The organism is Xanthobacter sp. AM11 (genome assembly GCF_047444035.1).
GTDB lineage: Bacteria > Pseudomonadota > Alphaproteobacteria > Rhizobiales > Xanthobacteraceae > Xanthobacter.
Genome location: NZ_JBLAOA010000001.1, coordinates 3,007,102 through 3,032,925, shown reverse-complemented (window position 1 = coordinate 3,032,925; position 25,824 = coordinate 3,007,102). Strand labels below are relative to the sequence as shown.

Annotated in this window: 21 protein-coding genes; 5 read left to right on the top strand and 16 right to left on the bottom strand. The window is 69.0% G+C overall.

Going from position 1 to position 25,824, the window contains the following annotated elements:
* Positions 1 to 68 precede the first annotated feature (68 nt).
* Together glmS and glmU are read right to left on the bottom strand one after the other, a co-directional pair.
* Positions 69 to 1,892: a glutamine--fructose-6-phosphate transaminase (isomerizing) gene (glmS, locus tag ACI7BZ_RS13935; RefSeq protein ID WP_414117766.1), complete on the bottom strand. Its 1,824-nt coding sequence runs from the start codon at positions 1,890 to 1,892 to the stop codon at positions 69 to 71.
* Positions 1,893 to 2,059: 167 nt separating this feature from the next.
* Positions 2,060 to 3,406: a bifunctional UDP-N-acetylglucosamine diphosphorylase/glucosamine-1-phosphate N-acetyltransferase GlmU gene (glmU, locus tag ACI7BZ_RS13930; protein WP_414117764.1), complete on the bottom strand. Its 1,347-nt coding sequence runs from the start codon at positions 3,404 to 3,406 to the stop codon at positions 2,060 to 2,062.
* Positions 3,407 to 3,566: 160 nt separating this feature from the next.
* Between glmU and ACI7BZ_RS13925 the strand changes: the two genes are divergently transcribed.
* Positions 3,567 to 3,965 (top strand): hypothetical protein, encoded by a 399-nt coding sequence (locus ACI7BZ_RS13925; protein ID WP_414117763.1) that lies wholly within the window; start codon positions 3,567 to 3,569, stop codon positions 3,963 to 3,965.
* Here the strand turns inward: ACI7BZ_RS13925 and ACI7BZ_RS13920 are convergent.
* Positions 3,925 to 5,550 (bottom strand): glycoside hydrolase family 17 protein, encoded by a 1,626-nt coding sequence (locus ACI7BZ_RS13920; protein WP_414117761.1) that lies wholly within the window; start codon positions 5,548 to 5,550, stop codon positions 3,925 to 3,927. The two genes, ACI7BZ_RS13925 and ACI7BZ_RS13920, sit on opposite strands and share 41 nt — an antisense overlap.
* A 179-nt stretch (positions 5,551 to 5,729) precedes the next feature.
* Between ACI7BZ_RS13920 and ACI7BZ_RS13915 the strand changes: the two genes are divergently transcribed.
* The 4 genes from ACI7BZ_RS13915 to gltA all read left to right on the top strand — a co-directional run bounded on the left by ACI7BZ_RS13915 (position 5,730) and on the right by gltA (position 11,525).
* On the top strand, positions 5,730 to 6,194 hold the full coding sequence (locus tag ACI7BZ_RS13915; protein WP_414117760.1) for a hypothetical protein: 465 nt from the start codon (positions 5,730 to 5,732) through the stop codon (positions 6,192 to 6,194).
* 234 nt (positions 6,195 to 6,428) lie between these two features.
* Positions 6,429 to 9,137, top strand: a complete 2,709-nt coding sequence (locus ACI7BZ_RS13910) for a glycosyltransferase (protein WP_414117758.1) — start codon at positions 6,429 to 6,431, stop codon at positions 9,135 to 9,137.
* Between the two features lie 243 nt (positions 9,138 to 9,380).
* Entirely contained in the window at positions 9,381 to 10,043 is a 663-nt protein-coding gene (mobA, locus tag ACI7BZ_RS13905) for a molybdenum cofactor guanylyltransferase MobA (RefSeq protein ID WP_414117756.1), read from the top strand.
* A gap of 171 nt (positions 10,044 to 10,214) precedes the next feature.
* The gene (gene gltA / locus ACI7BZ_RS13900) at positions 10,215 to 11,525 is read left to right on the top strand and encodes a citrate synthase (protein ID WP_414117755.1); all 1,311 of its coding nucleotides are present in this window, start codon (positions 10,215 to 10,217) and stop codon (positions 11,523 to 11,525) included.
* A gap of 126 nt (positions 11,526 to 11,651) precedes the next feature.
* On the opposite strand, the gene lpxB is transcribed toward gltA, so the two are convergent.
* From lpxB to tsf, 13 genes are all read right to left on the bottom strand, one after another.
* A complete protein-coding gene (lpxB, locus tag ACI7BZ_RS13895; protein ID WP_414117753.1) occupies positions 11,652 to 12,851 on the bottom strand; it encodes a lipid-A-disaccharide synthase in 1,200 nt (399 codons plus the stop codon).
* Positions 12,848 to 13,783 (bottom strand): LpxI family protein, encoded by a 936-nt coding sequence (locus tag ACI7BZ_RS13890; protein WP_414117751.1) that lies wholly within the window; start codon positions 13,781 to 13,783, stop codon positions 12,848 to 12,850. Before ACI7BZ_RS13890 ends, lpxB begins: the two co-directional genes overlap by 4 nt.
* On the bottom strand, positions 13,784 to 14,590 hold the full coding sequence (gene lpxA / locus ACI7BZ_RS13885; RefSeq protein WP_414117749.1) for an acyl-ACP--UDP-N-acetylglucosamine O-acyltransferase: 807 nt from the start codon (positions 14,588 to 14,590) through the stop codon (positions 13,784 to 13,786).
* Position 14,591: 1 nt separating this feature from the next.
* Positions 14,592 to 15,077 carry a 3-hydroxyacyl-ACP dehydratase FabZ gene (gene fabZ / locus ACI7BZ_RS13880; protein ID WP_414117748.1) on the bottom strand — a complete coding sequence of 162 codons (486 nt, stop codon included), beginning with the start codon at positions 15,075 to 15,077 and terminating at the stop codon, positions 14,592 to 14,594.
* On the bottom strand, positions 15,074 to 16,171 hold the full coding sequence (gene lpxD, locus ACI7BZ_RS13875; RefSeq protein ID WP_414117746.1) for a UDP-3-O-(3-hydroxymyristoyl)glucosamine N-acyltransferase: 1,098 nt from the start codon (positions 16,169 to 16,171) through the stop codon (positions 15,074 to 15,076). Before lpxD ends, fabZ begins: the two co-directional genes overlap by 4 nt.
* 76 nt (positions 16,172 to 16,247) lie before the next feature.
* On the bottom strand, positions 16,248 to 18,752 hold the full coding sequence (gene bamA / locus ACI7BZ_RS13870) for an outer membrane protein assembly factor BamA (protein WP_414117745.1): 2,505 nt from the start codon (positions 18,750 to 18,752) through the stop codon (positions 16,248 to 16,250).
* Positions 18,753 to 18,935: 183 nt separating this feature from the next.
* The gene (locus ACI7BZ_RS13865; protein WP_414119170.1) at positions 18,936 to 20,093 is read right to left on the bottom strand and encodes a M50 family metallopeptidase; all 1,158 of its coding nucleotides are present in this window, start codon (positions 20,091 to 20,093) and stop codon (positions 18,936 to 18,938) included.
* Positions 20,094 to 20,223: 130 nt separating this feature from the next.
* A complete protein-coding gene (gene dxr / locus ACI7BZ_RS13860; protein ID WP_414117744.1) occupies positions 20,224 to 21,393 on the bottom strand; it encodes a 1-deoxy-D-xylulose-5-phosphate reductoisomerase in 1,170 nt (389 codons plus the stop codon).
* A 10-nt stretch (positions 21,394 to 21,403) separates the two neighbouring features.
* On the bottom strand, positions 21,404 to 22,216 hold the full coding sequence (locus ACI7BZ_RS13855) for a phosphatidate cytidylyltransferase (RefSeq protein WP_414117743.1): 813 nt from the start codon (positions 22,214 to 22,216) through the stop codon (positions 21,404 to 21,406).
* Between the two features lie 4 nt (positions 22,217 to 22,220).
* Complete coding sequence (locus tag ACI7BZ_RS13850; RefSeq protein ID WP_414117742.1) at positions 22,221 to 22,988, bottom strand: isoprenyl transferase; 768 nt, start codon at positions 22,986 to 22,988, stop codon at positions 22,221 to 22,223.
* A gap of 28 nt (positions 22,989 to 23,016) precedes the next feature.
* Entirely contained in the window at positions 23,017 to 23,580 is a 564-nt protein-coding gene (gene frr, locus ACI7BZ_RS13845; protein ID WP_414117741.1) for a ribosome recycling factor, read from the bottom strand.
* 397 nt (positions 23,581 to 23,977) lie between these two features.
* Positions 23,978 to 24,751, bottom strand: coding sequence for a UMP kinase (gene pyrH, locus ACI7BZ_RS13840; protein WP_414117740.1), 774 nt, complete (start codon positions 24,749 to 24,751; stop codon positions 23,978 to 23,980).
* A gap of 23 nt (positions 24,752 to 24,774) precedes the next feature.
* Positions 24,775 to 25,698: a translation elongation factor Ts gene (tsf, locus tag ACI7BZ_RS13835; RefSeq protein WP_414117739.1), complete on the bottom strand. Its 924-nt coding sequence runs from the start codon at positions 25,696 to 25,698 to the stop codon at positions 24,775 to 24,777.
* Between the last annotated feature and the right edge of the window lie 126 nt (positions 25,699 to 25,824).

Below are 25,824 nucleotides of genomic sequence, written 5' to 3'. Positions count from 1 at the left end.
TCCTTCAGCATGCCGGCAGAAGGCCTCTGCACGCAATCCCCGCGCCAGGCTCCCGCCCGCAGACGGTGCTACTCCACCGTCACGGACTTGGCGAGGTTGCGGGGCTGGTCCACGTCCGTGCCCATGATGACGGCCGTATGGTAGGCGATGAGCTGCACCGGGATGGAATAGACCATGGGGCACACGGTCGCCGGCATCTCCGGCAGGATCAGCTTCTGCACCGCATTCACCGGCGCCGCCTCCGCCCCCTTGGGATCGGTGACAAGGATGATGCGCCCGCCGCGCGCGGCCACCTCCTCCATGTTGGAGACGGTCTTGTCGAAGATGCGGTCGTGGGGGGCGATGACCACCACCGGCATCTTCTCGTCGATGAGGGCGATGGGGCCATGCTTCAGCTCGCCGCCGGCATAGCCCTCGGCGTGGATGTAGGAAATTTCCTTCAGCTTCAGCGCGCCTTCCAGCGCCAGCGGGTAATTGGTGCCGCGGCCGAGGTAGAGCACATCCTTCGCCTTGGCGAGGGTGCGCGCGAGCACCTCGATTTCCGGGGAGAGCTTCAGCGCCTCGGTCATCAGGCGCGGCACCTCCATGAAGGCGCGCACCAGGCGGTGCTCGTCCTCCTCCGACAGCACGCCCTTGGCGCGGCCGAAGGCGACGGAGAGGCAGGCCAGCGTGGCGAGCTGGCAGGTGAAGGCCTTGGTGGAGGCGACGCCGATTTCCGGCCCGGCCAGGATGGGTAGCACCACGTCCGCCTCGCGGGCGATGGTGGAGGTGGGCACGTTCACCACCGCCACCACCTTCTGCCCGCACTCCTTGGCGTAGCGCAGCGAGGCCAGCGTGTCCGCCGTCTCGCCCGACTGGGAAATGACGATGGTGACGCCGCCCGGCGCCAGCGGCGTCTCGCGGTAGCGGAACTCGGAGGCGATGTCGGTGGACACCGGCACCCGGCCGAACCGCTCGAACCAGTATTCCGCCACCGCGCCGGCATAGAGCGCCGTCCCGCAGGCGGTGATGGAGATGTGCTGGATCTCCTTCGGGTCGAAGGGGAATTCGGGCAGGCAGACGGTCTCGGCGGCGAGGTCGAGATAATGGCCGAAGGTGTGGGAGATGACCTCCGGCTGCTCGTAGATTTCCTTCGCCATGAAATGACGGTGGTTGCCCTTGTCCACCAGGAGGGCACCGGCGGGCACGGTCTGGATGGGCCGCTCCACGATGCGCCCGGTCTCGTCGCGGATCTCCACCCCCTCGCGGGTGAGCACCGCCCAGTCGCCTTCCTCCAGGTAGGAAATGCGGCTGGTGAACGGGCCGAGGGCGATGGCGTCGGAACCGAGATACATTTCGCCCTTGCCGTAGCCGATGGCGAGGGGCGAGCCGCGGCGCGCGGCGATCATCAGGTCGCTCTGGCCGTCGAACAGGAAGGCGAGCGCGAAGGCGCCCTTCAGGCGCGGCAGCACCGCCGCCACCGCCGCCACCGGCTCGCGCCCGGCGAGCAGCTCGCGATCCACCAGCTGGGCGACGATCTCCGTGTCGGTGTCGCTGCGGAAGGCGACGCCCTGCTGTTCCAGCTCCTGCTTCAGCTCGCGGAAATTCTCGATGATGCCGTTGTGCACCACGGCGACGCGCCGGGTGGCATGGGGGTGCGCGTTGCGCTCGGAGGGCTTGCCGTGGGTCGCCCAGCGGGTGTGGCCGATGCCGGCGTGGCCCTTCAGCGGGTGCTTGTCCAGCTTGGCTTCCAGGTGGCGCAGCTTGCCCTCGGCACGGCACACTTCCAGGTGGCCGTGCTCCAGCGTCGCGATGCCGGCCGAATCGTAGCCGCGATACTCAAGCCGGCGGAGCGATTCGATGACATGGTCCGCGACGGCGCCCTTCCCCAGAATGCCGACGATCCCGCACATGGACAGAAGCTCCCGCTGGTTGCGGCCCGTCTCCCCGGCGAGATGGGCCCCGCGTCCGGTTCGCGGCGCCGCTCAAGGTGCACTGCAAACCTGAATGGACCGTTCCTAACCCGCCCCGCAGGGCAGGATGAATCACTTCACCTTTCGCATCCTCTCACGCGGCGCCCTCAGCCCTTCGGCTTCTCCCGCGCAGCGCGGAAGGCGCGGGCCCAGCCTTCCTTCACCACCTGCCGGCTGCGGGCCAAAGCGAGGGCGTCGTCCGGCACGTCGGCGGTGATGACGGCGCCGGTGCCGACAAAGGCGCCCTTGCCGATGGTGACGGGCGCCACCAGAGCGGAATTGACGCCGACGAAGGCGCCCTCGCCGATCACGGTGCGATATTTGGCGAAGCCGTCATAATTGCAGGTGATGGTGCCGGCGCCGAGATTGGCGTTGGCCCCCACATGGGCATCGCCCACATAAGACAGGTGGTTCACCTTGGCGCCGGCCTCGATGTGGGCCGCCTTGGTTTCCACGAAATTGCCGATGCGCACGCCGGTTTCCAGTCGCGTGCCCGGCCGCAGGCGCGCATAGGGGCCGATGGAGACGCCCGAATCCAGCGTCGCCCCCTCCAGGTGGCAGAAGGCGTGGATCACCACGTCGTCGCCCACCCTCACCCCCGGGCCGAACACCACATGGGGTTCCACCGTCACGTCGCGGCCCAGCACCGTGTCGGCGCACAGGAAGACCGTTTCGGGAGCCACCAGGGTGGCGCCGCCGGCCATGGCCGCAAGGCGCAGGCGGCGCTGGAAGATGGCTTCCGCCTCCGCCAGCTGGATGCGGCTGTTCACGCCCGCCACGTCGTCCGCCTCGCCCAGCACGGCGACGGTGGCAAGGCCCTGCGCCCGCGCGATCTCCACCGCGTCGGTCAGGTAATATTCGCCCTTGGCGTTGAAATTGCCGATGCGCTCCAGCAGCGCCAGGGCATGGGCGCCGGACAGGGCCATGAGGCCGGCATTGGAGAAGCGGATGGCCTTCTCCTGCGCGGTGGCGTCCTTGTCCTCGCGGATGGCGACCAGCTCGTCGCCCACGGTGATGAGCCGGCCGTAGCCGGAGGGATCTTCCGGCAGGAAGCCCAAGGCGGCCACGGCGGCGCCGGCGGCCAGCGGCGCGCGCAGCAGGCTCAGGGTCTGCGGGCGCACCAAAGGAGTGTCCGCATAGAGCACCAGAACGTCGTCGGCGCCCCGCTCCAGCGCCGCGCGGGCGGCGAGCACCGCATGGGCGGTGCCGAGCCGCTCGGTCTGGACGAACACCTCGGCGTCGGGCACCACCCGCTGCGCCTCGGCGGCCACGTCGTCGCGGCCGGGGCCCACCACCACCGCGGTGCGGGTGGCGCCGGCCGCCCGGGTCGCCTCCAGCACGTGGTGCAGCATGGTGCGGCCGGCGATCCGGTGGAGCACCTTGGGCAGGCGCGAGGCCATGCGGGTGCCTTCTCCCGCCGCCAGGACCACCACGAGCAGGCTTCGTTCCGTCATCTGCACCCTCCTCGGCCGAGCCCTGTCCCCTTACCCCGCCGCCGCGGCGAGCGGAAGCGCCGGCTGCGCCGCCGGCCCGGCGCCCGTTGCCTCTGGACCCGGCGGGTGCCAGCTCTTAAGGAGCAGCATCGCCACCCGACGCCGGCCGCACGAGACCGCCATGCCCCATGTTCCCTATTCCGAGCGCCCGCTGTTCCGTCCCGGCCCGCGGTCGCTGAACTGGCTCATTCCCCTCGGCATGGGCGCGGTGGGGTGGGCGCTCTACATGCGCTACATGGTGGTGGAACCCACCTTGGTGTCCCTCGCCTGCGAGGCGGGGCTGGAAAGCGCGGGCTGCTATGGCCGGGCGGCGGTGCTGGCCCTGTCGCTGTGGAACGTGTTCGGCGCCGTGGCGGTGGCGGTGGCGCTCATCCAGTTCGCGGCGCCGGGCCTTGCCACCTTCGCGGTGGCCATGGTGTTCAGCGCCTTCGCCCTCGTCTTCCACAACGAGATTGCCGGGGCGCTGGCAGCGATGCTGCTCATCCTTTCCTTTGCACGGCCCGGACCCGCCACAGCGTGAAGGCGAGGGTGAGGCAGAGCGCGCCGAACCACAAAGCCTGCCAGTTGGCGAGGGTCTCGTTGAGCGGCACATAGATGCCGGCCACCAGGAAGGCCCACATGCCCACCTCCTCGGCGAGGCCGGCGCCGTCGCGCTCCGCCCGCCGCACCAGCATGGGCGCGGCAAGGGCCGCCACCACGGCGGTGAGGGGATAGACGGGGAAGTCCTTGTAGCGGGGGTCGAACACCAGTTCGAGGGCCACCGAGCCCATGGCCGCCATGGCAAGGGCCAGCATCAGGGCGGCGGCGATGGCGGGGCCGCTGGAGACGGGCCAGCGCCGGGCATCGAGGGCGATGGAGACGGGGGCGAGCCCCTGCCCGCGGCCGATCACCGCCGGCATCACCCCCAGGGCGGCCACCGCCACGGCAAGAAGGGTGCCGTTGCGCAGCCAGCCGACGAAGCCGAGGCTCTCAAGCGGCAGCGCCGAAATCGCCGCGCCCAGCGTGGCGCCGCCGAACAGGGCGACGGCGGAAACGGCCAGCCAGTCCTGCAGCGGAACCCCGCCTTCGCGCCGGCGGCCGCCGGCATAGGCGCAGCCGAAGGCGAAGGCCACGGCGAGGATGCCCGCCACAATGTGCATGCGCCAGCCGGGGAAGTCTTCCACCGGCTCGCCCCAGGCGAACTTGGGGCTGCGCGTCTCGGAGGCGAGCAGGCCCCAATGGCCGCCCACCGTGCCTTCGCTGCGGCGCTTCCACGCCTGGTCGAACGCCTCGATGACGTTGACCCGGTAGCCCTGGCGCTTGGCCAGCGCCATCACGTCGTGCATCACCCGCGCCTGGTTGGAGGGCGAGGGCAGCGCCTCCTCGCGCATGCGGCCGGCGCTGGGCCAGCCGGTTTCGCCGATGAGAATCTCCTTGCCGGGAAAGGCCTCGGCCATGCGCTGGCGGATTTCGTCCACATGCGGGCCGGCCTCCTCGGCGGACACCGGCAGGTCCTCCCAGTACGGCAGGATGTGGATGGTCACGAAATCCACATTCTCGGTGAGGCCCTTGTTGCGCTCCCAGAATTCCCACACGTCCGCATAGGTGACGGGCACCGCGCCCACCTGCCGCTTCACGCCGGAGAGCACGCTCGCAAGCTCGGTGGCGGACATCTCGCCGCGCAGCAACACCTCGTTGCCCACCACCACGGCCTTTACCACGTCGGGATTTTCCTGTGCGAGGCGCACGCCGGTGTCGAGCTCGATGCGGTTGCGGTCCACGTCCGGCCCCAGCCAGATGCCGAGCAGCATGGAAAGCCCGTGCTTGCGGGCGATGGCCGGTGCCCGGTCGAGCCCCATCTCGATGGAATAGGTGCGCACGCAGGAGGTGATACGCGCGAGCTGGGCGAAATCCTCGTCGATCTGCGCCTCGGAGATCACGAGGTCCTTCTGGAACGGGGACTGCCCGTCGCGGAACGGCGCATAGGAGACGCAGGGCAGCTTCTCCCCCGCCGCCAGCGGCGACGGCGGCATGGCCACCGGACGGCCGAGGAAGGCCCACAGGCCGGCCACCGCGCCGGCGACCACGAGCGCGAGCACCAGCGGCAGCCGCACGGAAGAGAGCATCGGAACTCCAGAAAGGCGATGAGGGGACCCCCGCGCCAAATAGAGCCTCCAAGGCGCGCTGTGAAGCCTCGCCGGCCGGCGCGGGCCGGGCGGGGGCGCGCCGTCATGCTGACAAATTCGATGCCTTCTCCTAACGTGTCGGCGCGGTCTCCCGCCCTCCCTTTGGAAAAATGACCCAAATGCAACGCTTCCGACTTCCGCTCCTCGCGGGCGCCATCGTCCTCGCCTGCCTCTCGCCGGCCGCAGCCCAGACCCCGCCGGGCGACCCGAAGCCCGCGACGGAGGCCCAGACGCCCGAGCAGAAGGCCGCCGCGGAAGCCCAGCGCCGTTCGGTGGAGGAGTTCAACGAGGCGGCGAAGCTGCCCGGTACGGCGGGGCTGCCCGAATGCGTGTGGACAGGGCGGCGGATCGCCACACTCCTGTGGCGCGACGACATCGACACCGCCCGCCGGCACCTCGACATGTACGAGCGCTTCGGCTGCCCCACCGAGCATCTCAAGCTCGCCTTCCGCTGCCTCGTGCGGCAGGGCAACATGGATCCGAAGGCGCAGGAGCGGCTGGGCGGCCGGGTGCAGCAGTGCTGGGTCAACCCGGACTATATCGCCGGCCCCGCCCAGCCGGCGGCCGCGGCGCCACAACAATAAGAGCATCAGCGCGTCACCCGGCCGACGCAGCGTCGTCGAAGAGGCGCCATGATCGGGATTTATCTCTGCAAGCGAGAATGTTAGTGTCTCGACGCACTGCAACGTAAACATTCCGTTAACGCTGCGGTGCCGACCTTGGGGCAGGTCGAAAGGGTGCCTCCAACCCGTCTTCCGGAACCCTCCGCCTTAAGCCAGCGTTCGGGGTTCAATCTTCCCTTTTGGGTGGGCATCGCCATGCGTCCCGGTCTTGCTGCTGCGGCAGCGGTCATTGCGGTTGTGACCTCGTTCCACGCCGCGATGTGGCTTTCCATGCGTCCCGAGGCAAGCGCTCCGAACATCACGGACCGCTTCCAGAGCCTGTCGTTCGCGCCGTTCAGCCGGCACATGAGCCCGGAGGGCGAGGCACTCACCAATGCCGCGCAGATCCGCTCCGACATGCAGGCGGTGGCGCCCTACACCCGTGGCGTGCGAACCTATTCCTCCACCAACGGCAAGGAACTGATCGCCCCCATCGCGGGCGAGCAGGGCATCCGCGTGACCGCCGGCGCCTGGCTCAACAAGGAGACGGACAAGACCGGCGCGGTGATCGAGAAGGCCAGGGCCGGCAACGCCCGCGAGCTCGCCAACGTGGTGGAGGTCGCCCGCCAGAACCGCAATGTGGACGCGGTGGTGGTGGGCAACGAGACCATGCTGCGCGGCGACATGCAGGAATCCGAGCTGGCCGCGCTCATCCGCAAGGTCAAGCGGCAGGTGAACGTGCCGGTGACCACCGGCGAAATCTGGAACACCTGGCTGGACAACCCCGAGCTTGCCTCCTCGGTGGACTTCATCCTCGCCCATATCCTGCCCTATTGGGAGGACGTGCCGGCCGACCAGGTGGTGGACTACACCATCAGCGCCTACAACCGCCTGCGCGCCGCCTATCCCGGCAAGCGCATCGTCATCGGCGAGTTCGGCTGGCCCTCGCACGGCTACAATCGCGGTGCCTCGGTGCCGGACCCCATCGACCAGGCCAGGATCATCCGCAACTTCGTGGCGCGGGCCGATGCCCTGGGCATCGAATACAACATCATCGAGGCGTTCGACCTGCCCAAGAAGCAGAACGAGGGCTCGGTGGGACAGTATTGGGGCGTGTTCGACGCCGACCGCAACCTGAAGTTCCCGCTCAGCGGCCCCATCTTCGAGACCACCTACAACCAGACCGCCATCCTGGCGCTGCTCATCGGCGTGCTGTTCACCCTGCCGCTGCTGCGCATGCGTGATCTCACCGTCTCCCAGGGCTTCGTGCTGGCGGGTGCCGCCAATGCCGTCGCGGCCTGGCTTGCGCTGGTGGTGGACTACTGGCTCAACCATTATGTGGCGGGCGGCGACTACATCACCCTCGTGCTCAGCGCGGTGATGCTGGTGCCCCTCGTCTTCGTGCTGCTCTACCGGGTGGAGGAGCTGGCCGCCATCACCTTCGGCCGTGGCCCCCGCCGGCTGGTGGAGACGCAGAAGGCCGCCGCGCCCTCGCGCTTCCCCAAGGTTTCCATCCACGTGCCGGCCTATCGCGAGCCGCCGGAGATGCTGAAGCAGACCATCGACGCGCTGGCCCGGCTGGAATATCCGAATTTCGAGGCCATCATCATCGTCAACAACACGCCCGACCCGGCGATGGTGGAGCCCGTGCGCGAGCACTGCGCGCTGCTGGGCGAGCGGTTCAAGTTCATCAACGCCGAGAAGGTTTCCGGCTTCAAGGCGGGGGCCCTGCGCATCGCGCTGGAGGCCACCGCGCCCGACGCGGAGATCATCGGCGTGATCGACGCCGACTATGTGGTGACCCCCGATTGGCTGAAGGACCTGGTGCCGGTGTTCGACGACCCCACCGTGGGCCTCGTCCAGGCGCCGCAGGACCATCGCGATGCGGCGCGCAGCCCGCTGCACGAGGCCATGAATGCCGAATATGCCGGCTTCTTCGACATCGGCATGGTGCAACGCAACGAGGATGACGCCATCGTCGTCCACGGCACCATGTGCCTCATCCGCCGCGCCGCCATGCTTGAGGCGGGCAACTGGTCGTCGGACACCATCTGCGAGGATACCGACCTCGGCCTCTCCATCGCCGAGAACGGCTGGAAGACCCATTATACCCGCAAGCGCTACGGCTATGGCCTGCTGCCCGACTCGTTCGAGGCGTTCAAGAAGCAGCGCCACCGCTGGGCCTACGGCGGCTTCCAGATCATCAAGAAGCACTGGCGCCGCTTCCTGCCGGACCGCTCGCGCCTGACCACGGCCCAGAAGCGCCACTTCGTGCTCGGCTGGATCTCCTGGCTCGGCTCGGAATCGGTGGGTGCCTTCATGGCCGTCGCCTCCCTGCTGTTCGTGCCCTTCGTCGCCTATTTCTCCATCTCGGTGCCGGCCCATGTGCTGACGCTGCCGATCCTCATCACCTTCCTCGTCTATGTGCTGCACTTCGTCAGCCTCTACCGCCTGCGGGTGGAGACCTCCCCCCTGCGCATGCTGGGCGCGGCGGTGGCGGCGAGCGCGGTGCAGTTCACGGTGGCGAAGGCGGTGCTGGACGGCTTCCGCTACAAGGACCTCGCCTTTGCCCGCACGGCCAAGGGCAACAACTGGCTGGCCGGCGCGGCGCGGTCCTTCCCGGCCCTGCCGGAAGCCATCATCGGCGGCCTGCTCGTCGCCGCCGGCGCCTACATGCTGGTGGCCAACAACCTGCCGGGCTCTTCCATCGTGAAGACCTCCAACGACTGGCGGCACATCCGCGAGATCAACCTCTACGGCATCGCCTTGATGGTGCAGAGCCTGCCGTTCCTGGCGGCCGCCATCATCGGCGCCTTCGAGCCCTCGCGCCTCAATGACTTCGCCGCCTGGCGGACGCTGGGCGCCCGTCTTGCGGCGGTGCCCCGGCGGCTGGGCCTTTCCCCGCCGCCCGCGGTGGCGGACTGATCCCGCCTCCCCGCCCCACCCCTAAAGCCCAACGCCCGGCTCCCTGAGCCGGGCGTTTCCGCATCCGGGACCGAAGCCGGAGTAGCGCCGTCACGCCGTCACCCGCCACCACGAGGGAGCCCGTTGCAGCCACGCGCGCCCGGCCCCGCCGGACGTGGTGCTGCCCGGCCCCGCCGCTCTCCCCCGGGCCTCGACATCCAGCCATCCCGTTCCCCCCGAGCCGACCGCGCCTTAAAAGAGCCCATGCCCGAGCCCGAACTGCCCCATGTCCTCATCCTCGCCGGCGGCCTCGGCCGGCGCATGGCCGGCACGCCGCCCGAGCCCGGCGCAACGGCGCCCTGCCTCGCGCCGCCTGCCCCCGCCAAGCCCCTCGTCCTGCTCGCCGGCCGGCCGCTGATCGCCCATGTGATCGCGCGCATGCGCCCGCAGGCCGGCGCCCTGTGGATCAATGCCAATGCCGATCGCGACGCCTATGCCGCCTTCGGCCTGCCCCTGGTGGCCGATTCCATCCCCGGCCATCCCGGCCCGCTGGCCGGGGTGCTGGCGGGGCTGGAACGCCTGGCCGCAGAATCTCCTGGCGCCCCGCTCCTCACCGTGCCGGCGGACACCCCCTTCCTGCCGCCGGACCTCGCCCGGCGCCTGGCCGCGCGGCATGCGGACACCGGCGGCCTCGTCTGCGCCGCGTCGGGGGGCCAGCGCCACCCGGTGGTCGCCCTGTGGCCGGCCAACGCTCGTACCGCGCTGCGGCATTGCCTGGAGGCGGGCCGGCTGAAAGTCGGGCTTCTCCTGGACACCCTTGGTGCCGTAACAGAGAGCTGGGAAACAGGACCAGACGACCCGTTCTTCAACGTGAACACGCCGGAAGACCTTGCCATTGCTGAATTTCGCCAGGCTGCCCGTCAATGAAGCATGGTCATGCTTGCGGCAGGAATGGGGAGGGTTTAGGACTGCTCAATGGCGACTTCGCTAACGCGAAGGTGCCGGAGCGGAGACGGACTTGCCGCTCGGAGAACCGGATGGCCAGCTCCGGCCCTTCGCGGAGATCCGGTTCTTGTCCGCCCAAAGGATGAGGGATCCATGGACGCCACCACCAACACCGGGGCTAAAGCCGCCAAGCTGAGCTTGGGGGAAAAGAGCTGGGATCTTCCGATCCACGAAGGCACCATTGGGCCGGACGTGGTCGATATCTCCAAGCTCTACGGCCAGACCGGGATGTTCACCTACGACCCCGGTTTCACGTCGACCGCCTCGTGCGAGAGCAAGATCACCTATATCGACGGTGACGAGGGCGTGCTGCTCTATCGCGGCTACCCCATCGAGCAGCTTGCCGAGAACGGCGACTTCCTCGAGACGTGCTACCTGCTCCTCTACGGCGAGCTGCCGAACGCCGCCCAGAAGGCCGAGTTCGACGCTTCCGTGACCCGTCACACGATGGTTCACGAGCAGATGACGCGCTTCTTCCAGGGCTTCCGCCGCGATGCCCACCCCATGGCCATCATGGTGGCCTCGGTGGGGGCGCTCTCGGCCTTCTATCACGACTCCACCGATATTTCCGACCCGACCCAGCGCCTCATCGCATCCATCCGCATGATTGCGAAGATGCCGACGCTGGCAGCCATGGCCTACAAGTATTCCATTGGCCAGCCCTTCGTTTATCCGAAGAATGATATCGACTACACCTCGAACTTCTTGCGCATGTGCTTTGCCGTGCCGTGCGAGGAATACAAGGTGAACCCGATTCTCTCGAAGGCGATGGATAAGATCTTTATCCTCCACGCCGATCACGAGCAGAACGCCTCCACCTCCACCGTGCGCCTCGCCGGTTCGTCCGGCGCCAACCCCTTCGCCTGCATCGCCGCCGGCATCGCCTGCCTGTGGGGTCCCGCCCATGGCGGCGCCAACGAGGCGGCGCTGAAGATGCTCACCGAGATCGGCCATGTGGACCGCATCCCGGAATACATCAAGCGCTCGAAGGACAAGAACGATCCGTTCCGTCTCATGGGCTTCGGCCACCGGGTCTACAAGAATTACGACCCGCGCGCCAAGATCATGCAGCAGACCTGCCATGAAGTGCTCACCGAGCTGGGCATCAAGGACGATCCGCTGCTGGACGTGGCGGTGGAGCTGGAGCGCATCGCGCTCTCCGATGAATATTTCATCGAGAAGAAGCTCTATCCGAACATCGACTTCTACTCGGGCATCACGCTGAAGGCCATGGGCTTCCCCACGACCATGTTCACCGTGCTGTTCGCCCTCGCCCGCACCGTCGGGTGGATCGGCCAGTGGAAGGAAATGATCGAGGACCCGGGCCAGCGCATCGGCCGCCCGCGCCAGCTCTATACCGGCGCCGCGCTGCGCGACTACGTGGCCATGCCCAAGCGCAAGTGAGCGTTCACGCGCCACGCCATGAGACAAGGGAAGCGCGGCCTCCGGGCCGCGTTTTTCGTTTGGGTGGGGCCGGTTCCCGCCGATGGCGCCGGGAAAGCCGGTGCGTGGACCCGGCCGCATCCGGCCTCAGGCCGGCGGCAACAGGCCCGGCCGGCCCTCCCGCGCGAGCCGCAGAACCACCTGCGCCGCCCGCTCGCTGGGGCTCGGCCCCTTGATGCCGAAGATGGCATCGAAGCGCGCGAAGGCCGCTTCCTGCCGCGCCCGCTCCGGCGTCTGCGCCAGAACCTTGCCCAGCGCGTCCACCAGCACCGGCACCGTGCAATATTCCTGCAGGAATTCCGGCACCACATTTTCACCCGCCACCAGATTGGCGAGAATCACCGTGGTGCCCTGGAGCACCCGGCGGCCGATCTGCGCCTCCAGCCAGCCCACGCGATAGGCCGCCACATGGGGAATGCCCGCCAGGGCCAGCTCCAGCGTCACCGTGCCGGACGCCGCCAGCGCGGCCCGGGCCGACCGGAACGCGGCCAGCTTCTGCGTCTCGCCGGTGACGATGGCGGGGCGAACCGGCCAGGCGGCGACGGTCTCGCGCACCAGCCCTTCCAGCCGCGGCAGGGTGGGCAGCACCAGTTCCATGGGCTGGCTGGCAGCCACCTGCGCCAGGGCCGCGCCGAAATCCGCGCCCAGGCGCACGATCTCCCGCCGCCGGCTGCCCGGCAGCACCAGCACCAGGGGCGGCTTCGCCGCGCGGCGCTGCGCCTCCGCGGCGCCGGGCCGCAGCGCGTCCAGCCGCTCCAGCAGCGGATGGCCCACATAAAAGGTGGGCGGCCCCCCCAGCCGGCGATGGACCTCCGGCTCGAACGGCAGCAGGGCCAGCAGCGCGTCCACATAAGGCCGCATGGCCGCCGCCCGGCCCGGGCGCCACACCCAGACCGTGGGCGAGACATATTTGACGATGGGAATGTTCGGGTTGCGCGCCCGCACCCGCGCCGCCACCCGATGGGTGAAGTCCGGCGCATCCACCAGCACCAGCACGTCCGGCGGATCGGCCAGCACCGCCTCCACCGTCTCTTTCAGCCGGCGCAGGATGGTGGGCAGCTTGCCCAGCACCGCGGCGATGCCGATGGCGGTGAGATCCTCCATGGGATAGAGGCTTTCGAGCCCCGCCGCCGCCATGCGCCGGCCACCGACGCCGCGAAATGCGGTGCCCGGCGCCTGAAGCTGCAGCGCCTCCATGAGGGCGCCGGCCAGCTGGTCGCCGGATTCCTCGCCGGCCACCACGAACAGCCGCGGCGGTTTGGGCATCTGCGCACCGGCCCCGCTCATGCCGCCGCGCCCGCCCCGGCGCCCGGCGCCACCCCGGCCACGAACAGGCCCGCCGCATCCGCCGCCGCCACCAGGGCCGCCGCATCGGGAACGATGGCGCCGCCCGCCTCGAAGGCGATGCCGGCGAGCCCTGCCGCCGCCGCCCGTTCCACCGTGGCCGGGCCGAGGGAGGGCAGGTCCACCCGCCGGTCCTGTCCCGGCTTAGGGGCCTTCACCAGCACGCCGTGGCGCGCGGGAAAGCGCAGCCGCCCGGAACGGCGCATTTCGCCATAGCGGGCCAGCATCTGGTCGGTGCCCTCGGCGGCTTCCACGGCGGCCACCAGGCCGTCCACCACGATCACCCCCTGCCCCACGTCGAACGGCCCCAGCGTGCGGATGATGTCGAGACCGCGCGTCATGTCGGCGGTGTCGCGGGCCGTGGGCGCAAAGGCGCCGAGCACACCGCGTGGCAGCAGCAGGCGGGGCGCCACCTCATGGGCGCCGACCAGATGGAAGCCCTGCTCCGCCACCAGGCCCAGAACGCCGGACAAAAGATGATTGTCGCCGCCGCGGAACAGGCCGGCGATGCGCGGCAAAAGCCGCACCATGGTCCAGTCCAGCCCGAGATCCGCCAGCCGCGGCCGGGTGAGCGCGCCCACCATCACCACCTCGCGCACCCCCAGCCCCCGCGCCCAGCGGGTGACGCTGCCGAGAGAGCCGAGACGGAACCAGCGATGGGGATAGCGCTCCAGCGCCGGATCGGCAAAGCCCTGGATGAGGAAGAGCACCACATCGCGCCCCTCCGCCGTCGCCGCCTCCGCCACGGCGGCCGGAAAGGCGCCGCCGCCGGCGACGATGCCGAGCGGCCCGCGGGCGCGCGCAGGCGGGGCGCCGGGCGCGCCCGGGACGGGGTGCGCCGCGCTCTCCCGCCCCTCTTGCCCCGGCAGGCCCACTCACTCCTCCTTGATGACGCCCCGCGAGGGCTGGCACAGGGACCGCTTACGATCCGCGTCGATGAAGCTCACCACCGTGGCGGCAAAGGGCGAGCTTTCCACCATGGCGCGCACCCGGGCGAGGCGCGCATCAAACGTGTCATCGCCGAAGAACAGGTCGCGATAGACGGCGCGGGCCTCGTGCATCTGCTCGCGGGTGTAGCCGCGCCGCTTCATGCCCACCACGTTGAGGCCCACGAGCTTACCCGCCTGGCCCAGCACGTTGCCGAAGGGGATGACATCCTCGCGCACGCCGGTGAGGCCGGAAATCATGCATTGCGCGCCGATGCGGGTGAATTGGTGCACCGCGCACAGGCCGCCGAGAAAGGTGTGGTCGCCCACGCTCACATGGCCGGCGAGGGTGGCGTTGTTGGCGAAGATCACGTTGTTGCCGACGATGCAATCGTGGCCCACATGGGAGCCCACCATGAGCATCACGCCATTGCCGATGCGGGTTGCCCCGCGGCCGGACACCGTGCCGGTATTGGCGGTGACATGCTCGCGGATGACGCAATCCTCGCCGATCACCAGCTCGGTGCGCTCACCCTTGTAGTGCACGGACTGGGGCTGCGTGCCGAGGGAGGCAAAGGGATAGACCTGCGTGCGCGCGCCGATGGTGGTCGCGCCCTGCAGGCTGACGTGGGACAGCAGCTTCACGCCGTCTTTCAGCACCACGTCCGGCCCGACCACACAGAAGGGGCCGATTTCCACGTCGTCCGCAAGGCCCGCCGGATTCTCCACCCGGGCGGTAGGATCGATCTTGGCCAATTCAGCTGTTCTCCACGATCATGGCGCCCACCTTGGCCTCGGCGACGAGCTCGCCGCGGACCTTGGCCTCCCCGCGATACCACCACATGTTGCGGCGGCGGTTGAGCCGCGTCATGTGGTATTCGAGCACATCCCCCGGCACCACGGGCCGGCGGAACTTGGCCTCGTCGATGGTCATGAAATAGACCAGCGAAGGCTTCTCCTGGCTCTTGCCGAGCACGCAGACCACGCCTGCCGTCTGCGCCATGCCCTCGATGATGAGCACGCCGGGCATGACCGGATTGCCGGGGAAATGACCCAGGAAATGGGGCTCGTTGGCGGTGACGTTCTTGATGCCCACGCAGGAGAGATCGCCGTCGATCTGTTCCACGCGGTCCACCATCAGGATGGGATAGCGGTGGGGCAGGCAGGACAGCACCTTCTGGATGTCCGCGCTGGCCAGCACCTTCGGTGCGGCATTGGTCCCCAGCGACGTCGTCTCGTTCATTCCTCCGCTCCCTCCCCCTCCTCCTGGCCCCTTTCCCGGCGCGCGCTGGCGGCGGCGAGGCGCTTCAGCGTGGTCACCTCGCGGAACCATTCGCGCACGGGCTTGGCCGGAGACCCGCCCCAGCGCACCCCCGGCGGAACGTCGCCCTTCACATTGCTGGAGGCGGCGATCTGCGCCCCGGTGCCGATGGTGACGTGACCCACCACGCCCACCTGGCCACCCAGCATCACGAAGTCGCCCAAGGTGGTGGAGCCGGATATGCCGGTCTGGGAGACGATGATGCAGTGGCGACCGATGACCACGTTGTGGGCGATCTGCACCAGATTGTCGATCTTGGTTCCCTCGCCGATCACCGTATCAGTGAGGGCGCCGCGGTCGATGGTGGTGTTGGCGCCGATCTCCACCTGGTCCTGCACCACCACGCGGCCCACCTGCGGCACCTTCACATGGCCGGCGGGACTGGGCTGGTAGCCGAAGCCGTCGGTGCCGATGCGCGCGCCGCCATGGATGACCACGCCGTTGCCGAGGAAGGCGTGGATGACGCTGGCGCCGGGACCGATGGCGCAGTCGCGGCCGATGCGCACATTGGGCCCGACGATGGCGCCGGCGCAGATGATGGTGCCGGAGCCGATCTCCGCCCCCGGGCCCACCACGGCGCCGGGGTCCACGGTCACGCCGTCCTCCAGCCGCGCCTTGGGGTGAACCTGGGCGCCGGGCGCGACTCCCTCATGGCCGAAGATGGGCTGCGGCCGCAGGGCGGATGGGAACATGCGGCGCGTGACGGCGAGGAAGGCGGCGGCCGGGCGCGCCGCCAGCAGCACCACGGCGCCGGCGGGCACCTTGGGCGCGAACCGCTCGGAGGTGATGACGGCACCGGCACGGGTGGTGCCGAGCTTTTCGGCAAACAGAAAGGTGTCGCAGAACACCAGCTCTTCGGGACCGGCGGTCTCCAGCGTCGCGACGCCGACGATGCGGCGCTGGCCCAGCGTCTCGGCTTCGGCCGGCGAAGGAGCGGCGATGCGGGCGCCGCCGAGGGCCGCCACCTCGGCAAGGGTCAGCGGCGCCGGCAGCGGGAAGAAGACCTGTTGGCTCATGTACAAACACACCCGGGCGCCGGAAGGCCGGGGCAAATGCCACCGCCCGCCGGCGCCCGCCTCAGGAAGGAAGGGATCAGAAGCGCGTGCCGCCGGAGAAGCGGAACGCCTGGGTCTGGTCGTACTGGGCCTGCGAGAGCACCCAGGCATAATCGAAGCGCAGGGGACCGAAGGGCGACTGCCAGATCAGGCTGGCGCCGACGGAGGACCGGACCACATTGTCGTCATACACGCAGACGTTGTAGACTTGACCCTTCGGGTTCTGCGCGCTGGCGGGACAGGCCACCTGGTTCGGCTTCCCATAATAATTGTTGCCGTCGAAATTCTTCACATTGGGGAAGTTGGTCGGGCCGGTGAAGTCGAACAGCGAGCCTGCATCGGCGAAGATCGCGCCCTTCATGCCGAAATCCTTGGGCAGGAAGGCGAAGGGGAACTGGATTTCCGCCGACACGCCCCAATAAGTGGTGCCGCCCAGCGCGTTGGTCTCGTCGTTCAGGCAGTTGTAGTAGAGCGGCGTGCCCTTGTTGGACGCAGCGCAGGGCGCGATGTCCCGCGGGCCGATGCCGGACGGGGCGAAGCCGCGCACCAGGTTCGGACCCATGTAGAAATTGTCCAGCACATCCAGGTCGTCATCGCCCCACGAGCTCACATAGCCGGCCTGGCCGCGCAGGATGAGCACGCTGTCCCCATAGAGGGCGGTGTAGTGGCGCACGTCCGCGGTGGTGCGGATGAAGTTCACGTCGCCGCCCAGGCCGGCGAAGTCCTGCTTGAACTCCGCATAAAGGCCGCTGGTGGGGCTGAGATTGTTGTCCAGCCCGTTGAAGGAGAGGGTGTAGCCCAGCGCCGAGGTGATGGTGGCGCCCTGCGCGGCCGCATCGCGGATGGCCCAGGAGATGGAGTCCGCGCAGTAGGAATAATAGGCTTCGCCGAAGCCCTCATAGTCGCTGCAGACGTTGATCTCGCGCTGGTAGAGATTGTAGCGCAGGGCCAGCGTGATCTCGTCGGTGATGGGCAGGCCGAAGCGCAGGCCGCCGCCAACGGTGTTGGTGCCATAGGGCGTGTAGCTGGTGGTCTGCGTCTCCTTCCAGTAGAGGTCGAAGCCCGCCGCCAGCCGGTAGCCCAGGAAATAGGGCTCGGTGAAGGAGAATTCCGCGCCGGAGGCGTTCTGGCCCAGAGAGCCGGACACCTTCACATACTGGCCGCGGCCGAGGAAGTTCTTCTCGCCCAGGGAGACTTCGGCGATCACGCCGTCCGCCGTGGAATAGCCGCCGGAGATGGCGAACTCGCCGGTGGACTGGTCTTCCACGTCCACCACCAGGATCACGCGGTCGGGCGCGGAAGCCGGCTCGGTGGTGATCTTGACGGTCTTGAAGTAGCCGAGGTTGCGCAGGCGGCGCTCGGCGCGATCCACCAGCACGCGGTTGTAGGCATCGCCCTCGCCGATATCGAACTCGCGCCGCACCACCCAGTCACGGGTCCGGGTGTTGCCGCGGATCTCGATGCGCTCGATGTAGACGCGCGGCCCCTCTTCCAGCACGAACAGCACGTTGATGCGCTTGGCCTCGAAGTCGCGGTCGCCGCGGGGGCGCACCTGGGCGAAGGCATAGCCGCTCTTGGACGCTTCGATGGTGAGGTTCTCGACCGACTTCTCCACCATCTCGGCGTTGTAGATCTGGCCATCCTGAGCCCGCAGCGCACGCCGCAGGGAGTCCGCCGACACGTCGCGGATGTTGGAGACGATATCCACCTTGCCGAAGCGGTATTGCTCACCCTCTTCGATGGTGAAGGTGATCACATAGCCGCCGCCACCCGCGTCCAGCTCCGCCGTGGCGGCCAGGATGCGGAAGTCGGCATAGCCGTTCTTCAGATAGAAGCGGCGCAGCTGCTCCTGGTCCGCATTCACGCGGTCCGGGTCATAGACGTCGGTGGACTTCAGGAAGGACAGCCAGTTGCTGGTGGTCGTGGAGATCACGTCCTTCAGCTTCCAGTCCGAGAACGCCTTGTTGCCGACGAACTTGATGTCCTTCACACCGGTCTTGCTGCCCTCGTTGATCTCGAACACGAGATCCACGCGGCCGTTGCCGCGGTCGATGGTCACCGGGTTCACGCGCACGTCGCTGCGGCCGGAGCGCCGGTACACTTCGATGATGCGCTGGGTGTCGGCCTGGACCGTGGACTTGGAGAGGGTGCCGCGCGGCTTGGACTGAACCTCGCCCTCCAGCACCTCGTCCTTGATCTTCTTGTTGCCCTCGAACGCGATCTTGTTGATCACCTCGTTCTCGGACACCCGCACGATGATGCGGCCGCCGGACTGGGACACCTGCACGTCGGAGAAGAGGCCGGTCGCATACAGCGCCTTCCAGGCCTCGTCGACCTTGCCGGGGGTGTAGGGGCCGGGACCGAAATAGGAGCGGATGGTTTCCGCATCCACCCGGCGGTTGCCTTCCACCACGATTGCACTGGATTGCGCGGCGGCTTGGCTCGCCACGACGAGTGAACCGGCCACCGTGGTCGCCGTGACGCAGACGGCGAAACCGAAGGCGGCGGCCAGATTTCTCAACAGGCGATGCGGAGCAGTCATATGGTGCGCAACCTTGAAATTTCGTTGTTCTCGAAGCCGTGCGGACCCGCCCGGATTCTCACCCTGCGATGCCGCTTGTACAGGCTTTTACCGCAGGTGCAAACCGAACTGCCCCCACCGCCTGCCTTTTCCCGCGGACCGTTGCGCTCCCGCCACGACCCCGGTGCATCACATCAAAAACCCTTACATCGCAGCAATATGCAACACGTCGTTCCACGTGGCAAAAATCATCAGCATCAGCACCAGGGCGAGCCCGATGCGGAAGCCGATGTCCTGGGTGCGCGCGCTGAGCGGACGCCCGCGGATCGCCTCGAAAGCGTAGAACAGAAGGTGCCCGCCATCCAACAGCGGGATGGGAAAGAGGTTAAGGAGTCCGATGGAAACGGACAGCACTGCTGCCAAAGAAAGCAGTGCCCCGATACCAAAGGTCGCAACCTGCCCCGAAACCTGGGCGATGCGGATCGGGCCACCGAGCTGATCCGCCGATTCCCGCCCGGCGATGAGGCCGCCGAGGTAATCGAAGGTGCGGGTCACCACGAACCACGTCTCCTGCACCCCGAGGCCCACCGCCTCCACCGGGCCGTAGCGGTGGGTGGTCACGTCGCCGGCCTGGGGCGAGCGGGTGATTCCCAGAAGGCCGGTGCGGTGGGTGTTGCCGAAGGGGTCCTTCACCTCCTTCAGCACCGGCGTGGCGTTCAGGGTCACCTGCCGGTCGCCGCGGGCGACGATGAAGGTCAGCGGCTCGCCCGCATGCCCGCCGACGATGCGCTGCATGTCGGCAAAGCTCTCCACCTTCGCCCCGTCGATCTCCAGCACCAGGTCGCCGGGCTTGAAGCCGGCCATCTCGGCGGCGCTGCCAGGGTTCACCTGGTCCACCCGCGGGGCCGTCACCTGCTTGCCGAACACCATGAAGACAAAGGAGAAGATGACAATGGCGAGGAGAAAGTTGGCAATCGGCCCGGCCGCCACGATGGCCGCCCGCCAGCCCACCTTCTGGAAGAAGAAGCTCTCCTTGCGCTCGGCCGCGCTCATCTGCGCCAGCCGCGCCTGGTCGGGGGTGGATGCGGCGTCCTCGTCGCCGAAGAATCGCACATAGCCGCCGAGGGGCACTGCGGCGAGGCGCCAGCGGGTGCCGTGCCGGTCGGTGAAGCCGGCAATCTCGGGGCCGAAGCCCAGGGAGAAGGTGAGCACCCGCACCCCGGCCCGGCGGGCCACGAAGAAGTGCCCCAGCTCGTGGAAGAACACCACCAGAGTCAGCACGAAGAGGAATGGAATCACATAGCCGAGGAGATGAGACGACAGATTGCCCAGGTTCGCGCCGAGACCGGAAAGCACATCCATCATTCGCTTCCTCATTCCTTCAGGGGCCAGAAGGGCACGGCCGCGCCGTACCCGCACCCCGGTTCAGACCCTGCGCCGGAACGCCCGGCATGCCAATGCCGCCGACCTCCGCGAGGGGCGGCAGATGCTTCTAGGATGCCTTTGCGGCAAACTTAGGCAAGAGCGCGGCGGCGGTCCGGCGCGCCTGCATGTCCAGGTCGTGGGCTTCCGCCACGCTCGCCGGCGCCGGGCCGCCGTTCATGCGGTCGAGGGTGGCCGCCACCGTGTCGGTGATTCCATAAAAGCCGATCCGCCCTTCCAGGAAGGCGGCTACGGCCACCTCGTTGGCGGCATTCAGCATGGTGGCGAGCGCGCCGCCGGCCTCCATGGCCGCGCGCGCCAGCCGCAGGGCGGGGAATCGCTCCTCGTCCGGCGCCTCGAAGGTGAGGCGTCCCAGCTTCACCAGGTCGAGCCGGCGGCAGGTGGTGGCCACCCGCTCGGGATGGACGAGGCAATGGGCGATGGGCACGCACATGTCGGGCATGGCCAGGCCGGCCACCACCGAGCCGTCCACGAACGACACCAAGCCATGCACCACCGACTCGGGGTGCACCACCGCGTCCAGCCGCTCGGGCGGCACCGCGAACAGGTGCTGGGCCTCGATCAGCTCCAGGCCCTTGTTCATCAAAGTGGCGGAATCAATGGTGATCTTGGCGCCCATGGCCCAGTTGGGATGCTTCAGCGCATCCTGCGGCACCGCGCGCGCGATCTCCTCCCGCCGCCGCAGCCGGAACGGGCCGCCGGAAGCGGTGAGGGTGATCTTCTCCACCGCCGCCGCAGGTGCGGCCGCCAGCGCCTGGAAGATGGCGTTGTGCTCGCTGTCCACCGGCAGGATCTCGGCGCCGCGCCGGGCCGCCTCGGCCATGAAGAAGCTGCCGGCGGCCACCAGGCATTCCTTGTTGGCAAGGGCGATGCGCCGGCCGGGGGCGAAGGCGGCCACGGTGGGCGCAAGGCCGGCCACGCCGACGATGGCGCTCACCACCACGTCGGCATCGCGCTGCGCCGCCGCGATGAGGGCGGAAGGGCCGGCGCCGCTGGCAATGCCGGTGCCCTCCAGCGCCGCGGCAAGGGCCGGGCCGGACTGCGGGTCGGCGATGGCGGCGAAGCGCGCGCCCAGGCTGCGCGCCGCCTGCGCCAGGGCCGCCACGTCCCGCCCGCCGGCCACCGCCTCGACCTCGAACAGGCCGGGCGCGTCGGCGAGCACCTTCGCCACGCTGCGGCCGATGGAGCCGGTGGCTCCGAGGAGGGAAAGGCGCTTCATGAAATTGGTCCTACCACACAAGGAGCCCCGCCGCCGGATCTGCCGCCGTGCGGAACATGGCGATGGCCACCGCCACCAGGGAGGCGGCGGCAAATCCGTCCAGCCGGTCCAGCAGGCCACCGTGGCCGGGAATGAGCCGGCTCGCATCCTTCACGCCGAACAGGCGCTTCACCGCCGATTCGGCAAGGTCGCCCAGCTGCGCCGCAATGCTGAGCACCAGCGCCAGGCCCGCCAGCGGTACGAGGCTGGGAAGTCCGGCAAGGGACCCCACCAGCACGCCCCCGGCCATGGCCGCCAGGGTGCCCCCCACCGCGCCCGACCAGGTCTTGTTGGGCGACACCCGCGGCCACAGCTTGGCCCCACCCAGCGCCCGGCCGGTGAAATAAGCCAAGATGTCCGTGGCCCACACCACGGTGCACAGAAACAGCACCGCCGTGAGGCCGAGCGGCGTGGCGCCGCGCAGCGCCACCACCGGCAAGGCAGCACTTGCGGCCACCAGCACGCCGCTCATGGCCCAGGCGCTCTGCCGCGGCACGGCAAGGGTGCAGGCGGCGGCGCCCAGCGCCACCAGGCTGAAGGCATAGGAAGGCTCGCCCGCCGCAACCAGGATGCCGCCGCCCACCAGCACCGCGCCGCCGATGGCGAGAAAGGCGGAGCGGCGGGACAAGCGCGCCAGCCCCGCCCATTCGAACAGGATGGCGATTCCCGCGGCGGTCCACAGCACCGCGAAGGCGACGCCGCCCAGATAGGCCGTGACGAGCACGACCGGGATCAGGACCAGGGCAGAAAGGGTGCGATGCTTCAGATCGGAGCCGAAGATCACGGGGTCAGGGCCCGGGGCTCTTGGTGACGCCGCCGAAGCGGCGCTCGCGCCGGGTATATTCCGCGATGGCGCAGAGCAGGGCGTCCTTGTCGAAGTCCGGCCAATTGATGGGCAGGAAGACGAATTCCGAATAGGCGGCCTGCCACAAAAGGAAATTGGACAGGCGCTGCTCCCCGCTGGTGCGCACGATGAGGTCGGGATCGGGAATTCCCGCCGTCTCCAGGCGCTGGGAAATCATGTCCACGCCCACGTCCTCGGGCTTCAGCCGGCCCGCCGCCACATCCTGCGCGATGCGCGCGACGGCGGCCGCAATCTCCTGCCGCGAGCCGTAGTTGAAGGCCACCACCAGGGTGAGGCCGGTATTGTCGCGGGTCAGGGCCTCGGCGTCCGCCAGCAGTTGGCGGATGTCGGGGGAGAGGTTGGCCCGTTCGCCGATCACCTTCACCCGCACATTGGTGGCGTTGAGCTCCGCAAGATCATTGCGCAGGAACAGGCGCAGCAGCCGCAGCAGCTCGGTGACCTCGCCCAGCGGACGCGACCAGTTCTCGCTGGAGAAGCTGTAGATGGTGAGGAAGCGGATGCCGATCTCGCGCGCGGCACGCACGCAGCGCCGCAGCGCCTCCACCCCCCGGCGATGCCCCTCCACCCGGGGCAGCTTGCGCGAGGTGGCCCAGCGCCCGTTGCCGTCCATGATGACGCCCACATGCACCGGCACGGCCGCCGGCAGCCCCTCCGGGGCCGCGGCGCCGCTGGTGGCGGTGCGAAGGGACATGGCTTGCTCAGGACTCACGCGAGGCTCCTCAGACCGAAAGGATTTCCTTTTCCTTCTGGGCCAGCGTCTGGTCGATCTCGGCGATGGCCTCGTCGGTCGCCTTCTGCACGTCCTTGGACAGGCGGTCGAGCTCATCCGAACCCATCTCGCTGTCCTTTTCCAGCTTCTTCAGCAGATCCATGCCGTCGCGGCGCACATGCCGCACGGCGACGCGGGCCGCCTCGGCATATTTGTGCGCAACCTTCACCAGTTCCTGCCGCCGCTCCTGGTTGAGCTCGGGGATGCGCAGGCGCAGCACCTGGCCTTCCGTCGCCGGATTGAGGCCGAGGTTCGAGTCGCGGATCGCCTTCTCCACCGCATTCACCATGGCGCGGTCCCAGACCTGGACCGAAAGCAGGCGCGCTTCCGGAACGGAAACGGTGGCGACCTGGTTCAGCGGCATGCGGGCGCCATATGCCTCGACGGTGATGGGATCGAGCAGGCTGGCGGAGGCACGCCCGGTGCGCAGGCCGCCCAGTTCGTTCCCGAGCACGCCGATCGCGCCGTGCATGCGGCGCTTGATATCGGACATGTCGAAGGTCCCGGTGGTCATGGTCATCCTCTGTCGGTTCGCGAAGCAGGCTCCCATCGCACGGAAACGTTTCTGATTCCATGCCGGGGCAGAGCTGCTCCCATGTCGATGATGAAGCCCGCCGGCGCCGCGCCCGCGGCGGCGGCCTCCGCGGGCGCGGCGCAAGCAGGCGATGCATGTGCGGCAATTCGGCGGCGGGGCGTGCCGGCGCGCGGGCACGGCCGCGTGCGGCCTAAGCTGCGCGGCAGGTCCCCGTCTCCTCGCCTGTGAACCTGCCCCATGGCCCGCCTGCTCGATCTCGGGAGTGCCGCTCCCGCGGGCGGAAACCGGCGCTTCCACCCCTGCTGCCGTCCGCCATCCGGCCTTCCGCAGAAGGCCGGACCGCGTTCCGGCAAGGAGAACCCCCTGTCGGCCCCGTTCAGGGAGCGACGACCGTTACCCGGCCCTCGCCCTTCGCGGCCGTCGCGATCGCCCCCGGATCGCGAATGGAAAACACGATTATCGGCAACGCCGCCTCGCGGGCAAGGGCGAAGGCGGCCGCATCCATCACCTTCAGGTCCTTTGCCAGGGCCTGATCGTGGGTGAGGCGGTCGTAGCGCGTTGCCGTAGGGTCCAGCTTCGGGTCGGCGGAATAGACGCCGTCCACGTTGGTGGCCTTCAGCACCGCGTCGCAGTCCAGCTCCGCTGCGCGCAGCACGGCGCCCGTATCGGTGGTGAAATAGGGGTTGCCGGTGCCGCCCGTGAGCACCACCACGCGCCCGCGGCGCAAATGCCGCATGGCCGGCTGGCGGGCATAGGGCTCGCACACCGTGGGCATGGGAATGGCGGAAAGGGTGCGGGCCGGCGCGCCCGCCGCCTCCAGCGCCCGCTCCAGGGCCAGGCCGTTCATGACGGTGGCCAGCATGCCCATGTGGTCGGCGGTGGCCCGGTCGAGATTCTCGTCCGCCACCCGCGCGCCGCGCAGGATGTTGCCGCCGCCCACCACCACCGCCACCTCGCAGCCGAGCGCGCGCGCCGCCACCAGGTCGCGGGCGATGCGGGCCACGGTGGGCGGGTGCAGGCCGAAGGGCTCCGGCCCCATCAGGGCTTCGCCGGAGACCTTCACCAGGATGCGGGGATAGGGCAGGCCCGGCGCCGCAAACGGCGCCGGGGGTTCGGGAAAGTCCGAGTCGTCCGAGACTGAAGCGGTCATGGGAGCCCCCCTCCCCGCTTTCGTCAGGACTGGCCGGCGGCGGCAGCCACCTCGGCCGCGAAGTCGGTCTCTTCCTTCTCGATGCCCTCGCCCAAGGCGTAGCGCACGAAGCCGGTGAGCTTGACCGGGGCGCCGACCTGGCCCTCGGCCTCCTTCAGCACCTGGGCCACGGACTTGGAGCCGTCATGCACGAAGCCCTGGTCGAGGAGGGTGACCTCCTTGAAGAAGCTCTTCATGCCGCTCTCGGCAATCTTGTCCTGCACGTTGGCGGGCTTGCCCTGGTGCTTTTCGAGCAGGATCGCCTTCTCGCGGGCGATGGTCTCCTCGGAGATGCCGGAGGCGTCGAGCGCCAGCGGGTTGAGGGCGGCGATGTGCATGGCGAGCTGGCGGCCGAGGGCGGTCAGCTTCTCCACGTCGCCGGTGGACTCGAGGGCCACCAGCACGCCGATGCGGCCCTGCCCTTCCACCACGGCGCCGTGCACATAGGTGGCGATGACGCCGGCCGGCACGGTGAGCTTGGCGGCCCGGCGCAGGGTCATGTTCTCGCCGATGGTGGCGATGAGCGCGGTGAGGCGCTCGGCCACCGTGACCTCGGCGCCCGGGAACCGGGCGGCGGCCACGGCTTCCACCGTGCCGTCGGTGTTGAGGGCCACCTTGGCCACCTCACGCACGAAGGCCTGGAAATCCGGGTTGCGGGCGACGAAATCGGTCTCGGCATTCACCTCGACGGCGGCGGCGTAGTGGCCGGAGGATTCCACCGCCACCAGGCCTTCGGCGGCCACGCGGCCGGCCTTCTTGGCGGCCTTGGCGAGGCCCTTCTTGCGCAGCCAGTCGACCGCAGCCTCGATGTCGCCATCCGTCTCGGTGAGCGCGGACTTGCAGTCCATCATGCCTGCGCCGGTCTTCTCGCGCAGTTCCTTCACCAGTCCGGCGGTGATCGCAGCCATGTTCAATCCCTTCTTCTCGCACCACGGCCGGCCAGGGAGGAGCCCGAGCCGGCCGCGGGAGCGCCCCTGGGCGCCCCATTACTCTCGATTCGCTTTCAGATCTGCGACAAGGACACCCGAAAACGG

Bases quoted from the DNA above. Each gene is read 5' to 3' on its own strand.
- ACI7BZ_RS13925 (WP_414117763.1), top strand. From the start codon at position 3,567: ATGCCCCATGTTCCCTATTCCGAGCGCCCGCTGTTCCGTCCCGGCCCG.
- ACI7BZ_RS13910 (WP_414117758.1), top strand. From the start codon at position 6,429: ATGCGTCCCGGTCTTGCTGCTGCGGCAGCGGTCATTGCGGTTGTGACC.
- lpxB (WP_414117753.1), bottom strand. From the start codon at position 12,851: ATGAGCGGGGCCGGTGCGCAGATGCCCAAACCGCCGCGGCTGTTCGTG.
- lpxD (WP_414117746.1), bottom strand. From the start codon at position 16,171: ATGAGCCAACAGGTCTTCTTCCCGCTGCCGGCGCCGCTGACCCTTGCC.
- mobA (WP_414117756.1), top strand. From the start codon at position 9,381: ATGCCCGAGCCCGAACTGCCCCATGTCCTCATCCTCGCCGGCGGCCTC.
- fabZ (WP_414117748.1), bottom strand. From the start codon at position 15,077: ATGAACGAGACGACGTCGCTGGGGACCAATGCCGCACCGAAGGTGCTG.
- ACI7BZ_RS13850 (WP_414117742.1), bottom strand. From the start codon at position 22,988: ATGTCCCTTCGCACCGCCACCAGCGGCGCCGCGGCCCCGGAGGGGCTG.
- gltA (WP_414117755.1), top strand. From the start codon at position 10,215: ATGGACGCCACCACCAACACCGGGGCTAAAGCCGCCAAGCTGAGCTTG.
- glmU (WP_414117764.1), bottom strand. From the start codon at position 3,406: ATGACGGAACGAAGCCTGCTCGTGGTGGTCCTGGCGGCGGGAGAAGGC.
- ACI7BZ_RS13920 (WP_414117761.1), bottom strand. From the start codon at position 5,550: ATGCTCTCTTCCGTGCGGCTGCCGCTGGTGCTCGCGCTCGTGGTCGCC.
- ACI7BZ_RS13865 (WP_414119170.1), bottom strand. From the start codon at position 20,093: ATGGATGTGCTTTCCGGTCTCGGCGCGAACCTGGGCAATCTGTCGTCT.
- bamA (WP_414117745.1), bottom strand. From the start codon at position 18,752: ATGACTGCTCCGCATCGCCTGTTGAGAAATCTGGCCGCCGCCTTCGGT.
- tsf (WP_414117739.1), bottom strand. From the start codon at position 25,698: ATGGCTGCGATCACCGCCGGACTGGTGAAGGAACTGCGCGAGAAGACC.
- ACI7BZ_RS13915 (WP_414117760.1), top strand. From the start codon at position 5,730: ATGCAACGCTTCCGACTTCCGCTCCTCGCGGGCGCCATCGTCCTCGCC.
- frr (WP_414117741.1), bottom strand. From the start codon at position 23,580: ATGACCACCGGGACCTTCGACATGTCCGATATCAAGCGCCGCATGCAC.
- glmS (WP_414117766.1), bottom strand. From the start codon at position 1,892: ATGTGCGGGATCGTCGGCATTCTGGGGAAGGGCGCCGTCGCGGACCAT.
- dxr (WP_414117744.1), bottom strand. From the start codon at position 21,393: ATGAAGCGCCTTTCCCTCCTCGGAGCCACCGGCTCCATCGGCCGCAGC.
- pyrH (WP_414117740.1), bottom strand. From the start codon at position 24,751: ATGACCGCTTCAGTCTCGGACGACTCGGACTTTCCCGAACCCCCGGCG.